At 57.3% G+C, this 12,337-nt stretch carries 13 protein-coding genes; 8 read left to right on the top strand and 5 right to left on the bottom strand.

Features of this window, described 5'->3' with window-relative positions; translation table 11 throughout:
* Positions 1 to 179: 179 nt before the first annotated feature.
* Positions 180 to 1,379, bottom strand: a complete 1,200-nt coding sequence (gene tyrS, locus HK44_RS25275) for a tyrosine--tRNA ligase (protein ID WP_019693889.1) — start codon at positions 1,377 to 1,379, stop codon at positions 180 to 182.
* Between the two features lie 209 nt (positions 1,380 to 1,588).
* Here tyrS and HK44_RS25270 point away from each other — a divergent pair, with 209 nt between their 5' ends.
* Together HK44_RS25270 and HK44_RS25265 are read left to right on the top strand one after the other, a co-directional pair.
* Positions 1,589 to 3,007 carry a peptidoglycan DD-metalloendopeptidase family protein gene (locus HK44_RS25270; RefSeq protein WP_019693890.1) on the top strand — a complete coding sequence of 473 codons (1,419 nt, stop codon included), beginning with the start codon at positions 1,589 to 1,591 and terminating at the stop codon, positions 3,005 to 3,007.
* Between the two features lie 3 nt (positions 3,008 to 3,010).
* Positions 3,011 to 4,102 carry an anhydro-N-acetylmuramic acid kinase gene (locus tag HK44_RS25265; protein WP_019693891.1) on the top strand — a complete coding sequence of 364 codons (1,092 nt, stop codon included), beginning with the start codon at positions 3,011 to 3,013 and terminating at the stop codon, positions 4,100 to 4,102.
* Between the two features lie 67 nt (positions 4,103 to 4,169).
* Here the strand turns inward: HK44_RS25265 and erpA are convergent, their stop codons facing one another.
* Complete coding sequence (erpA, locus tag HK44_RS25260) at positions 4,170 to 4,520, bottom strand: iron-sulfur cluster insertion protein ErpA (RefSeq protein WP_007906865.1); 351 nt, start codon at positions 4,518 to 4,520, stop codon at positions 4,170 to 4,172.
* A 168-nt stretch (positions 4,521 to 4,688) separates the two neighbouring features.
* The gene (gene argC, locus HK44_RS25255) at positions 4,689 to 5,723 is read right to left on the bottom strand and encodes an N-acetyl-gamma-glutamyl-phosphate reductase (protein WP_019693892.1); all 1,035 of its coding nucleotides are present in this window, start codon (positions 5,721 to 5,723) and stop codon (positions 4,689 to 4,691) included.
* 295 nt (positions 5,724 to 6,018) lie between these two features.
* Between argC and hemJ the strand changes: the two genes are divergently transcribed.
* The 6 genes from hemJ (at position 6,019) to coq7 (ending at position 10,554) form a co-directional block, all read left to right on the top strand.
* Positions 6,019 to 6,450: a protoporphyrinogen oxidase HemJ gene (gene hemJ / locus HK44_RS25250; RefSeq protein WP_019693893.1), complete on the top strand. Its 432-nt coding sequence runs from the start codon at positions 6,019 to 6,021 to the stop codon at positions 6,448 to 6,450.
* Positions 6,451 to 6,484: 34 nt separating this feature from the next.
* A complete protein-coding gene (locus HK44_RS25245) occupies positions 6,485 to 7,453 on the top strand; it encodes an NAD(P)H-dependent flavin oxidoreductase (RefSeq protein WP_019693894.1) in 969 nt (322 codons plus the stop codon).
* Positions 7,454 to 7,534: 81 nt separating this feature from the next.
* On the top strand, positions 7,535 to 8,455 hold the full coding sequence (locus HK44_RS25240) for a DUF805 domain-containing protein (protein WP_019693895.1): 921 nt from the start codon (positions 7,535 to 7,537) through the stop codon (positions 8,453 to 8,455).
* Between the two features lie 62 nt (positions 8,456 to 8,517).
* Positions 8,518 to 9,306 carry an SDR family NAD(P)-dependent oxidoreductase gene (locus HK44_RS25235; RefSeq protein WP_019693896.1) on the top strand — a complete coding sequence of 263 codons (789 nt, stop codon included), beginning with the start codon at positions 8,518 to 8,520 and terminating at the stop codon, positions 9,304 to 9,306.
* 87 nt (positions 9,307 to 9,393) lie between these two features.
* Positions 9,394 to 9,732 (top strand): histidine triad nucleotide-binding protein, encoded by a 339-nt coding sequence (locus HK44_RS25230; protein ID WP_007906873.1) that lies wholly within the window; start codon positions 9,394 to 9,396, stop codon positions 9,730 to 9,732.
* A 174-nt stretch (positions 9,733 to 9,906) separates the two neighbouring features.
* Complete coding sequence (gene coq7, locus HK44_RS25225; RefSeq protein ID WP_019693897.1) at positions 9,907 to 10,554, top strand: 2-polyprenyl-3-methyl-6-methoxy-1,4-benzoquinone monooxygenase; 648 nt, start codon at positions 9,907 to 9,909, stop codon at positions 10,552 to 10,554.
* 105 nt (positions 10,555 to 10,659) lie between these two features.
* Here coq7 and speD read toward each other — a convergent pair whose 3' ends face one another.
* Complete coding sequence (gene speD / locus HK44_RS25220; protein WP_019693898.1) at positions 10,660 to 11,454, bottom strand: adenosylmethionine decarboxylase; 795 nt, start codon at positions 11,452 to 11,454, stop codon at positions 10,660 to 10,662.
* Between the two features lie 238 nt (positions 11,455 to 11,692).
* Positions 11,693 to 12,115: an OsmC family protein gene (locus HK44_RS25215; RefSeq protein WP_017138086.1), complete on the bottom strand. Its 423-nt coding sequence runs from the start codon at positions 12,113 to 12,115 to the stop codon at positions 11,693 to 11,695.
* Between the last annotated feature and the right edge of the window lie 222 nt (positions 12,116 to 12,337).

Genomic DNA, 12,337 nt, shown 5'->3' with positions numbered 1-12,337 from the left:
ACTAACAAGGCGAAAACACACTGCCTTACCAACTCCTTCAGGCTTCGATGAACTGAAGCGTAACCGCTGTCGAAAACTGCGTAACTCTTTGTTTATCAAGGAGTTTCCCGTTTCGACTGCGCCGGAAGTGGGGCGAATTATAGACAGATATAATTCGCCGTCAACCCCTAATTTCAGCCTTACTCGGATTTAAGCGTAATACGCGCAAATGCCTTCTTTCCGGCCTGGCAAACATGAGTCGCGCCCAGTGCATATATAAAGGTGCGATCAACCACTTCGCCATCTATACGCACACCACCCGAACCAAGCAGGTCACGTGCGACCGCCGAGTTCTTCACCAGCCCCGCCTTATTAAGCACAGCTGCGATCGGCATATCCTCAGCCGCAGTCAGGTCGATCTCTGGCAAATCATCCGGCAGTTCGCCTTCCTTCATACGGTTACCCGCAGCGCGATGAGCATTCGCCGCAGCTTCTTCGCCATGGAAACGCGCAACAATCTCTTCAGCCAGCTTGATCTTGATATCCCGCGGATTGGCGCCAGCTTCGACATCTGCACGCAACGCATCGATCTCATCCATGGAGCGAAAGCTGAGCAATTCGAAGTAGCGCCACATCAGCACGTCCGGAATCGAAACCAGCTTGCCGTACATGACACCCGGCGCTTCCTGGATGCCAACGTAGTTGCCCAACGATTTGGACATCTTCTTCACGCCATCCAGCCCTTCGAGCAACGGCATAGTCAGAATGCATTGAGCCTCCTGACCATAACTGCGCTGCAGTTCACGCCCCATCAGCAGGTTGAACTTCTGATCAGTGCCGCCTAACTCGACGTCCGCGCGCAACGCAACCGAGTCATACCCCTGAACCAGCGGATACAGGAACTCGTGGATAGCGATTGGCTGATTGGTCGAATAGCGCTTGTCGAAGTCGTCGCGCTCAAGCATCCGCGCCACGGTGTATTGCGAGGTCAGTCGAATAAAGTCCGCCGGCCCCATCTGATCCATCCAGGTGGAGTTGAAAGCCACCTCGGTTTTCGTCGGATCAAGAATCTTGAACACTTGAGTCTTATAGGTCTCGGCATTTTCGAGGACCTGCTCACGCGTCAACGGAGGACGGGTAGCGCTCTTGCCACTCGGATCACCGATCATCCCGGTGAAGTCACCTATAAGGAAGATCACCTGATGACCCAGATCCTGGAACTGGCGCAACTTATTAATAAGCACCGTGTGACCCAGGTGCAAATCTGGCGCAGTCGGATCGAAGCCAGCCTTAATACGCAGGGGCTGGCCGCGCTTGAGCTTCTCGATCAGCTCGGACTCGACCAACAGTTCTTCCGCACCACGTTTTATCAGCGCTAGCTGCTCTTCAACCGACTTCATAACAGACCCGCAAGGCTCAGATTCAAAGGGAACCAACCATACAAGATCGCGCACCAAATACAAGTTTTGCCCGGCGCACGGACACCAATCCGCGAACAGAGCATTCGCGACTTGCTTAAGAGATGATTTGGTTATATTTTATACAGTTATTTCATCTTCATCATGTCATTCATCTTTTCCAATTCATCTTTTCCAAAGTCAAATTACCCATGACCACAGAACCGTCTAAAGCGCCGCCGCTTTATCCGAAGACCCACCTGCTCGCGGCAAGTGGCATTGCCGCCCTCCTCAGCCTGGCGCTCCTGGTATTCCCTTCCAGTGACGTTGAAGCCAAAAAGACGACCCTGAGTCTTGAACTGGAACGCCCTGCAGAACAACTGACACAAGATCAAGACGCTGCTGACGCCGTTCAAGCCACAAACGAGCCGGTCGAATCTCCATTCGCCCAGATCGAAACCACTACCGACGATACCAAGGAAACAGCTAAAGCAGCGCCGGCACCGGTCGTTGAAGAGAAGAAAGCTCCAGGCCACCGGGAAGTGATCGTTGCCAAAGGCGACACCCTCTCCACATTGTTCGAGAAAGTCGGGCTTCCAGCCGCTTCGGTGCACGACGTATTGGCCAGCGACAAGCAAGCCAAGCAGTTCACCCAGCTTAAACACGGCCAGAAACTCGAGTTTGAACTGGGACACGACGGCCAGTTGACCAATCTGCACAGCAAGATCAACGACGTTGAAAGCATCAGCCTGAGCAAAAACGCCAAGGGCTATACCTTTAACCGCATTACCACCAAGCCAACCGTGCGCTCCGCCTATGTTCACGGCGTGATCAACAGCTCGCTTTCGCAATCCGCAGCGCGTGCCGGCCTGTCCCACAGCCTTACCATGGACATGGCCAGCGTGTTTGGCTATGACGTCGATTTCGCCCAGGATATTCGCCAGGGTGACGAGTTCGACGTGATCTACGAACAGAAAGTCGTCAACGGCAAGGCTGTCAGCAATGGCCCCATCCTTTCCGCCCGCTTCACCAACCGCGGCAAGACGTACACCGCCGTGCGCTACACCAACAAGCAAGGCAACAGCAGCTACTACACGGCCGATGGCAACAGCATGCGCAAGGCGTTCATTCGTACGCCGGTGGACTTCGCCCGTATTAGCTCGCGTTTCTCCATGGGCCGCAAGCATCCAATTCTGAACAAAATTCGCGCACACAAAGGCGTCGACTACGCAGCGCCTCGCGGCACGCCGATCAAGGCTGCCGGTGACGGTAAAGTACTGCTGGCCGGTCGCCGCGGCGGTTACGGCAACACCGTTGTCATTCAGCACGGCAACACCTACCGCACGCTGTACGGCCACATGCAAGGCTTCGCCAAAGGCATCAAGACTGGCGGTAACGTCAAGCAGGGCCAGGTGATCGGTTATATCGGCACTACCGGCCTCTCTACCGGTCCACACTTGCACTACGAGTTCCAGGTCAACGGCGTTCACGTCGATCCGCTGGGTCAGAAACTGCCGATGGCCGATCCGATTGCCAAGTCCGAGCGCGCACGCTTCCTGCAACAAAGCCAGCCGCTGATGGCGCGCATGGAGCAAGAGAAAGCCACCCTGCTGGCCTCGAGCAAACGCTAAGCCATGGCGCTCTATATAGGTGTGATGTCCGGTACCAGCCTTGATGGCCTGGACATTGCGCTGATCGAGCAAGCACCGGCGATCAAACTGATCGCCACGCACTACATTCCCATGCCCGAATCCCTGCGCGCCGAGCTGCTTGCCTTGTGCGCCAGCGGTCCCGACGAGATAGCCCGCAGCGCCATCGTCCAGCAAAACTGGGTGAAACTGGCCGCCCTGGGCATCAATACCCTGCTTGCAGATCAACACCTGAAACCTGACGACATCCGAGCGATTGGCAGCCACGGCCAGACCATTCGCCACGAGCCTGCACGCGGTTTCACCGTGCAGATCGGCAACCCCGCCCTGTTGACCGAACTGACCGCAATTACCGTCGTCAGTGATTTTCGTAGCCGCGACGTGGCTGCAGGCGGGCAAGGCGCGCCGCTGGTTCCAGCCTTCCATGAAGCCTTGTTTGAAGAGCGCAGCGGCAACCGTGCAGTCTTGAATGTCGGCGGCTTCAGTAATCTCAGCCTGATCGAGACCGGCAAACCCGTCTCGGGTTTTGACTGCGGCCCCGGCAATGTCCTGCTGGACGCCTGGATTCACCAGCAACGCGGCGAGACCTTCGACCGTGACGGCCAGTGGGCTGCAAGCGGCACCGTAGAGCCCGTGCTGCTGAAGGCCCTGCTCGGCGATCCGTTCTTCCTGACCAAGGGCCCCAAAAGCACCGGCCGCGAAGTGTTCAACCTGCAATGGCTGACACAACACCTGGCGCGCCTGCCCGCATTTGCTGCACAAGACGTGCAAGCCACGCTGCTTGAGCTGACGGCGTTGACCATCGTCGAATCGCTACAGGCCGCACAAACCGATACTCAAGAGCTACTGGTCTGTGGTGGTGGCGCCCATAACGCAACATTGATGGCGCGGCTCGCCAGCCTGCTGCCAGACGCCAAGGTCAGCAGTACTGCAGCCTACGGCGTAGATCCGGACTGGGTCGAAGCCATGGCCTTCGCCTGGCTGGCCCATTGCTGCCTCGAAAATATCCCGGCCAATCGTCCAGGCGTCACCGGCGCTCGCGGTTTACGCGTCCTCGGCGCCATCTACCCCGCCTGAACACCAGACAGCGAAACGCCGCAAAGCCGTGAGGCCATGCGGCGCTTGGTGATGCGATGACGTGCGATCAGATCGAAAACGAAGAGCCGCAACCACAGGTCGTGGTGGCATTCGGGTTCTTGATCACGAAACGCGAGCCTTCCAGACCTTCCTGATAATCCACCTCGGCACCTGCCAGGTACTGGAAGCTCATCGGATCGACGACCAGGCTAACGCCTTCGCGCTCGACAATGGTGTCGTCATCGGCCACTTCTTCATCGAATGTGAAGCCGTACTGAAACCCTGAACAACCGCCGCCCGTAACGAATACGCGCAGCTTCAAGCGATCATTACCCTCTTCATCGACCAGGCTCTTCACCTTGTGCGCGGCACCGTGGGTGAATTGCAAAGCCGTGGGGGTGAAGGATTCGACGCTCATGCTGACTATCTCCCGGTGTTACACCGCCATAATGCGTGATGACGCGCATTATCCGCTTCTCCCAGAAAATCGGTCAACTATTGTTACGGTATATCAATCAACACAATGGTCAGCCCGGAATACAAAAAGGCCCGTTAAACGGGCCTTTCTGCTGAGCGGGATAAAGCCTTAGGGCAGCATGCCCGCATGGGACAGGCCCAAGCGCTCGTCCAGACCAAACAGGATGTTCAGGTTCTGCACCGCCTGACCCGACGCGCCTTTGACCAAATTGTCGATCACCGACAGCACCACCACCAGATCACCGTCCTGCGGACGATGAACCGCCATACGGCAAACGTTCGCGCCACGCACGCTGCGGGTTTCCGGATGACTACCAGCCGGCATGACATCGACGAACGGTTCGTTGGCATAGCGTTTTTCAAACAGCGCCTGCAAGTCCACGGAGCGGTCGACCACGGTTGCATAGAGCGTGGAGTGAATACCGCGAATCATCGGCGTCAGGTGCGGCACGAAAGTCAGGCCGACGTCCTTGCCTGCAGCGCGACGCAGCCCCTGGCGAATCTCAGGCAAGTGACGATGCCCTTTAACGGCATAGGCTTTCATGCTCTCGGAGGTTTCGGAATACAGCGAACCAACGCTTGCACCACGACCTGCACCGCTGACACCCGACTTGCAGTCAGCGATCAGGCGCGAAGTATCGGCAAGACCTGCTTCGAGCAACGGCAGGAAACCCAGTTGCGTAGCGGTTGGGTAGCAACCCGGAACCGCGATCAGACGTGCTTGCCTGATCTGCTCGCGATTGACTTCCGGCAAGCCGTAGACCGCTTCTTCCAACAACTCTGGCGCACCGTGCGGCTGCCCGTACCACTTGGCCCATTCGTCCGCGTCCTGCAGACGGAAGTCTGCCGACAGGTCGATGACCTTGGTCCCGGCTGCCAGCAATTCACCGGCCAGCGCATGCGCTACACCGTGCGGAGTGGCGAAGAACACCACGTCGCAGGCACCGAGGGTTTTGATGTCCGGAACGCTGAACGCCAGACCATCGTAGTGGCCTCGCAGGTTCGGGTACATGTCGGCAACGGCCAGGCCTGCCTCGGATCGGGAAGTGATCACTACCACTTCAGCTTGCGGATGTTGCGCCAACAGACGCAGCAGTTCGACACCCGTGTAACCCGTGCCGCCGACGATACCGACCTTGACCATAAACCTGCCCTCAACGAACCCACTGGAAAGCCGTCGATAATAGGGCGCGCACCGCCCTGCGACAACCGTCAAGGTGACGTACGGAGGGCCATGTGTCCCGTCTCGGGCATACGTTCAAGTTTTGACGAGTGGATTTTGTTGCCAGACAAGGCGCCGCGACGAGTCATAGCTCGCTATGGCGAGGAGCGGCAACGCAGTATGGCGACAAAAGACGCCGCCAAAATTGAACAGTTATGTCCGAGACGGGACACTTTCTCTACTATTCGGGCTACCGTGAACCTGGGAATAACCAAAAATGCTTTATCTGTGGCTCAAAGCGCTTCACATCGTCAGCATGGTCTGCTGGTTTGCCGGCCTGTTTTACCTGCCGCGCCTGTTCGTCTACCACGCGCAAAGTGAAGACAGCATCAGCAAGGAACGCTTCAGCATCATGGAGCGCAAACTGTACCGCGGGATCATGGGCCCGGCGATGATCGCCACGCTGGCTTTCGGGATCTGGCTGATCAGCCTCAACCCCAGCGCCTACTTCGGACAAGGCGCCTGGATGCACGCGAAGCTGACCCTGGTGGTGATCCTGATCGGCTATCACCACATGTGCGGCGCGCAGGTAAAGCGCTTTGCCCGTGGCGAAAACACCCGCAGCCATGTCTTTTATCGCTGGTTCAATGAAGTGCCGGTTCTGATATTGCTGGCTATTGTCATTCTGGTCGTCGTACGGCCGTTCTAATCTTAATCAGTCGCCACTTATCGGGGTACTTCCAATGTCGCTGCCCGCCTTGCTCGAACAACGTTTGCGTCTGCCTGTCGTGGCGGCGCCGATGTTCCTGATTTCCAATCCACAACTGGTGCTCGCCTGCTGCCGCAATGGTGTGGTCGGCAGCTTTCCAGCGCTGAACCAGCGTGAAAGCAGCGGCTTCAAAGCCTGGCTGGAGGAAATCGAAGCGGGTCTGGCGCTATTGGAAAATCCTGCGCCGTATGCGGTGAACCTGATTGTTCACAACAGCAATCCGCGCCTGCAAGCGGATCTGGCAATCTGCATCGAACACAAGGTCCCGATCGTGATCACCAGCCTTGGCGCAGTAAAAGAGCTGGTCGATGCGGTGCACAGCTATGGCGGCCTGGTTTTCCACGACGTGACGACCCGACGCCATGCGGAAAAAGCTGCCGAGGCCGGCGTCGATGGCTTGATCGCCGTAGCAGCAGGCGCCGGTGGACACGCCGGGACCTGGAGCCCGTTTTCGCTGATTGCCGAGATTCGTCAGTTCTTCGACAAAACCCTGCTGCTGGCCGGCTGCCTGAACCACGGCCACGAGATTCTCGCCGCGCAACTGCTCGGGGCGGATCTGGCGTATTTCGGCACACGCTTTATCGGCACTACCGAAAGCCACGCCCCTGAAGCCTATAAAGAGATGCTGCTGAGTTCCAGGGCCGCCGATATTGTCCATACGCCAGCAGTGTCCGGGGTGCCGGCAAGCTTCATGCGCCAAAGCCTGATAAACGCCGGCTTTGACGTAGACGCACTGCAGGGCAAGGGTGAAGTCAACTTCGGCGCCAAACTCAAACCCTTGAGCGATGAAGCCAAAGCCTGGAAAACCGTCTGGTCCGCAGGCCAGGGCGTAGGTGAAATCGACGACCTGCCAAGCGTCGATCAACTGGTTGCAAGGCTGGACGCCGAATACCGCAAGGCGCAGGAATTTGCAGCTCAACTGCCCAAACGCTGGCCACGCTAACGCACAAGGTTTGGCCAGCCGATTCTGGCTGGCTTAAACTGCCGAGCACAGACCCCAGACTCGCGACAAGGATGCCCCGGCATGAGCGAACACCGTTTCAAGATCGTCTTCGACGGAGCCCTGCTTCCGGGCGTCGACATCACCACCGCGAAGCTCAATCTCGCCCAGCTGTTCAAAAGCGACGTCGCGGCCATCGAACGCCTGTTCAGCGGAAAGCCTGTCGCGCTCAAGCACGACCTGTCCCACACAGACGCACAAACCTATCTGAATGCCCTGTCGAAAACCGGCATCGATGCACGCATTGAAGCCGAGCCATCGATCGAGCTCAATCTGACCGACATTCACGAATCTTCATCCGCCGCTTACACGACGCCCACGCTCGGTGATAACGAATCACCCTACAGCCCTCCTCGCGCACCCGTTGGTGAAGCGCTGCCAGAGTTTTCGGAACTCAAGGTGTTTAGCGTGCAGGGCCGAATCGGACGCCTGCGTTATCTCGCGTGGTCATTGGTGGCGCTGCTGATCATCGGGGCTATCGCCGGCGTTTTTGGGCTCAGCCTGTTGGCCGGCAATCAAATGGTGCTGAGCACAATTGTTTGTGTCGTTGCGTTCGTGGCGTACCTCTACATAAACATCACCATCAGCGTGCAACGTCTGCACGATCTTGGCTGGTCCGGCTGGCTGTGGTTTCTGAATCTGGTGCCCTTTATCGGCAGCCTGTTTCCATTTGCACTCGCGGTGTTGCCAGGAAACGTCGGGGCGAATCGCTATGGCGCGCCGCAGCCCCCGAACAGCACGGCCGTCAAAATTCTGTGCGGGCTGTGGCTGATGGTGATCGCCGTGGTTTTTGTCGGCGCACTTGCCGGTGGTCTCAGCACCCTGACCGAAGAGTATGAAAGCACCTCGACCAGCAGTTATGGACGCAGCGAGCCGGCTGACGCGGTTAAAGCAGACGATGCGGCGAAAGCAGCTCAGCCCCCTGTAGACTATGAGAAAGAATAAACGCGCTCGGTTCCTGTGACATCTCTGTCCACAGGCCGCGAGCCGTTGCGATGGAGAATTGCATGACCCGTTACGCTCTGATCACTGGCGCCTCCAGCGGTATCGGCCTGGCCATGGCCGAAGCGCTGGCGCGACGGGGCCGCAGCCTGATTCTGGTGGCCCGTCAACGTGATCAGCTGGAAAGTATTGCTATCGAACTGACCCAGCGCTTTGGCGTCGAGGTGCTGTTCCGCGCCTGTGATCTGGGCGAACCGCTGCGCCTGTCCGGCTTTCTGCTGGAACTCGAAGAGGGTGACCGACAGATCGACCTGCTGGTCAATTGCGCTGGCATCGGCACCTGCGGCCCGTTTCTGGCTCAGGACTGGATGACCGAACAAGACTTGATCGAAGTGAACATCCTGGCCCTGACTCGCCTGTGCCACGCCATTGGCAACAGCATGGCCTTGCAGGGTGGCGGGCAGATTCTGAACGTTGCATCGATGGCCGCCTTCTACCCTGGCCCCTGGATGAGCACCTACTACGCCAGCAAGGCGTATGTACTGCACTTCTCCGAAGGCTTGCGGGTCGAGCTGAAAAAGTGTGCGGTCAAGGTTTCGGTCCTTTGCCCCGGCCCGACACGCACGGCGTTTTTCCGCACCGCGCAACTGGACACCGACAAACTGGCCAACAGCAAAACGCCGATGAGCCCCGAGGAAGTGGCCCTTTACACGGTGCGTGCGCTGGAGAAGAACCGCGCAATCATCATTCCCGGACGCCGCAATCGCTGGTTCGCGCTTTTGCCACGCTTCGGCTCTCGCTGGCTGACCCGAACCGTCGTGGGCATAGTCAACAAGGCGCACTGTCCGCGCTGAGCATCACTAAAAGTAAAGGTAACAGGCTGGGCTCGGGCATCTCCCGTGAGTACACTCAGCCCGGACCAACACTATGGAGAAACAGCTGTGGATACTCTGTTCACCAAAATCATCAACAGAGAAATACCTGCCAAGATCATTTACGAGGATGACCAGGTCCTGGCCTTCCACGACATTGCCCCACAGGCACCCGTGCATTTCCTGGTCGTCCCGAAAAAGCCGGTGCGCACGCTCAACGATCTCACCGAAGACGATAAGGCACTGGCCGGGCACATTCTGTTCACCGCGCAACGTCTGGCATTGGAGCTGGGCTGTGAAGAAGGCTTTCGCGTGGTCATGAACTGCAATGAACTGGGTGGCCAGACCGTCTACCACATTCATATGCACGTGCTGGGCCAGCGCCAGATGCACTGGCCGCCGGGCTGATTCACACCCCGCCCACTGTAGGAGCAAGGCTTGCCGGCGATAGAGTCGACACGGTCTATCCGGGATACCGAGTTGCCCGCATCGCGGGCAAGCCTTGCTCCTACATGACCCAGCGCAAACCTAACCCGGCCGATTGCGGTAAACTGGCCGCCGAGATTCTTCCCGGAGGTCAGCATGACTACCCAACGTCACTACTCGCCGATTGACCGTCTTCTGTTGCAAGCCGACACCGCCATGCGCACGTTGCTGCCCTTCAGTGGCCAGCCTTGTCGCCCATCGCCGGCCATCGTGCAGCCAGAGGCGAAAATGAGCGACGAAGACACCCGGCACGTCGCCGGCCTGATGCGCATCAACCATACCGGTGAAGTCTGTGCGCAGGCGCTGTACCAGGGTCAGGCCCTGACTGCCAAGCTGCCGCGAGTGCGTGAAGCAATGGAACACGCAGCCGAAGAAGAGATCGATCATCTGGTCTGGTGCGAACAGCGCATCCGCCAACTGGGTAGCCACACCAGCATCCTCAATCCATTGTTCTACGGTATGTCGTTCGGTATCGGCGCCGTCGCCGGGCTGATCAGCGACAAAGTCAGCCTGGGATTCGTCGCGGCGACTGAAGATCAGGTGTGCAAACACTTGAATGAACACCTTGAGCAACTGCCGGTCGAGGATGAGAAGTCCCGGGCCATTCTTGAGCAGATGCGCATCGATGAAGAGCAACACGCCGAAAGCGCGCTGGACGCTGGAGGCTTCCGCTTCCCGGCGCCGGTGAAATTCGGCATGAGCCTGATGGCCAAGGTCATGACCAAAAGCACCTACCGGATCTGACGGTAGCGTCGTTCGCGAAGGCCATACCACGGTCTAACAGAAAGACAACCGCAATAAAAAAGGCGATTGCCCCTGGGCAGTCGCCTTTTTTTGTACTCGAAAATCTTAGCTCGACATGTTGCGTGCGTAGAAAATCTCGAGCATTTCGTGTTTCACCCGCTCAGTCACCTGAGCACGTTGCTCAGAGGACAGGTTGCTGGTGGCGTCGCCGAACAGGTAGTTATCCAGTTCGAAGTTCTTCAGCAGCATTTTGGTGTGAAACAGGTTTTCCTGGTACACGTTCACGTCGGTCATCTGATACGCGTCGCGAGTGTCTTCGGAGAGGTAGTTCTGAATCGAGTTGATCTCGTGATCAATGAAGTGCTTATTGCCTTCGATGTCACGGGTGAAGCCGCGCACGCGGTAATCCACGGTCACGATATCCGAATCGAACTGGTGAATCAGAAAGTTGAGTGCCTTAAGCGGTGAAATGACGCCACAAGTCGACACATCAATATCCACACGGAAAGTTGCAATACCGTCCACCGGATGGATTTCCGGGTAGGTGTGCACTGTGATGTGGCTCTTGTCGAGGTGGGCCAGGATGATTTCGGGCAACGGACCTGGTGACTCTTCAATCTGACTGTCGGTCGGGGTCACCGGTTCTTCAGAGATCAGAATCGTGACGCTGGCGCCCTGGGGTTCATAGTCCTGACTGGCGATGTTCAGGATGTTGGCACCAATGATATCGACAACTTCTGTGAGGATCTGCGTCAGGCGCTTGGCGTTGTACTCTTTATTGATGTACTCAACGTAAGCCTGCTGGTCTTGCGGAGTTTCCGCATAGCAGATGTCATAGATGTTGAAGCTCAAGGTCTTTGTCAGGTTATTGAACCCATGGAGCTTGAGTTTGCTTTTCACCGTTTAAAAACTCTCTATGTATGCGGCCCGGCCGCGTGATCAAGCATGCCCGTCAGATGCGAACGACGCACCAGCGTAGGACGGTTAACACCTCTTCGCGATGGCGATTTTGGTTGTTTGTTCGGGTGTGTGATCTGTCGGTTGACCGATCACGACCCTGAAAAAAGTGGCGCATTATGCAGACCTGGGCCAGTGATCGCCAGAGTCTGCACCGCATTTATGATAGTTGAATGTCGAATCAACCGAGTTCGATGATTTCGTAGTCGTGGGTGATGGCTACACCGGCCGCACCGAGCATGATCGAAGCCGAGCAATACTTCTCGGCCGACAGCTCAATGGCGCGTTTGACCTGGGCTTCTTTCAGCGCCCGGCCCTTGACCACGAAGTGCATGTGAATCTTGGTAAAAACCTTGGGATCTTCAGTCGCACGTTCGGCTTCGAGGAAGGCTTCGCAGCTCTCCACGGCCTGGCGGGATTTTTTCAGAATGCTGACCACGTCGAAATTGCTGCAACCGCCCACACCGAGCAGGAGCATTTCCATCGGACGAACACCCAGGTTCCGACCGCCGGCATCAGGCGGACCATCCATGACCACCACGTGACCGCTACCGGACTCACCGAGGAACATGGCTTCGCCAGCCCATTGGATGCGTGCTTTCATCGCCAAGACTCCACTGCTAAAAAAGGGTCGCCAGCTTAGCACAGGGCCTTTGATTGACAGCGCCTGGCATCAGTCGTAAGCAACACACTCACAGTATTGATACATTATCGAATAACGACGGAATGCGTCTGTTAAGCTGGCGCCAATTTCATGGCGCCTAGCCTGCTGTTTTTCAACTGTCATCAGCGATACGTAAAAAATCACAACACACCGTGCAGTCTT

The sequence above is a fragment of the Pseudomonas fluorescens HK44 genome (genome assembly GCF_000217955.3).
Classification (GTDB): domain Bacteria; phylum Pseudomonadota; class Gammaproteobacteria; order Pseudomonadales; family Pseudomonadaceae; genus Aquipseudomonas; species Aquipseudomonas fluorescens_AQ.
The sequence above is the reverse complement of the archived record's forward strand: the minus strand, read 5'-3'. Positions and strand labels throughout refer to the sequence as shown.

Bases quoted from the DNA above. Each gene is read 5' to 3' on its own strand.
- HK44_RS25270 (WP_019693890.1), top strand. From the start codon at position 1,589: ATGACCACAGAACCGTCTAAAGCGCCGCCGCTTTATCCGAAGACCCAC.
- HK44_RS25235 (WP_019693896.1), top strand. From the start codon at position 8,518: ATGACCCGTTACGCTCTGATCACTGGCGCCTCCAGCGGTATCGGCCTG.
- tyrS (WP_019693889.1), bottom strand. From the start codon at position 1,379: ATGAAGTCGGTTGAAGAGCAGCTAGCGCTGATAAAACGTGGTGCGGAA.
- HK44_RS25265 (WP_019693891.1), top strand. From the start codon at position 3,011: ATGGCGCTCTATATAGGTGTGATGTCCGGTACCAGCCTTGATGGCCTG.
- HK44_RS25240 (WP_019693895.1), top strand. From the start codon at position 7,535: ATGAGCGAACACCGTTTCAAGATCGTCTTCGACGGAGCCCTGCTTCCG.
- hemJ (WP_019693893.1), top strand. From the start codon at position 6,019: ATGCTTTATCTGTGGCTCAAAGCGCTTCACATCGTCAGCATGGTCTGC.
- argC (WP_019693892.1), bottom strand. From the start codon at position 5,723: ATGGTCAAGGTCGGTATCGTCGGCGGCACGGGTTACACGGGTGTCGAA.
- HK44_RS25215 (WP_017138086.1), bottom strand. From the start codon at position 12,115: ATGAAAGCACGCATCCAATGGGCTGGCGAAGCCATGTTCCTCGGTGAG.
- coq7 (WP_019693897.1), top strand. From the start codon at position 9,907: ATGACTACCCAACGTCACTACTCGCCGATTGACCGTCTTCTGTTGCAA.
- HK44_RS25245 (WP_019693894.1), top strand. From the start codon at position 6,485: ATGTCGCTGCCCGCCTTGCTCGAACAACGTTTGCGTCTGCCTGTCGTG.
- erpA (WP_007906865.1), bottom strand. From the start codon at position 4,520: ATGAGCGTCGAATCCTTCACCCCCACGGCTTTGCAATTCACCCACGGT.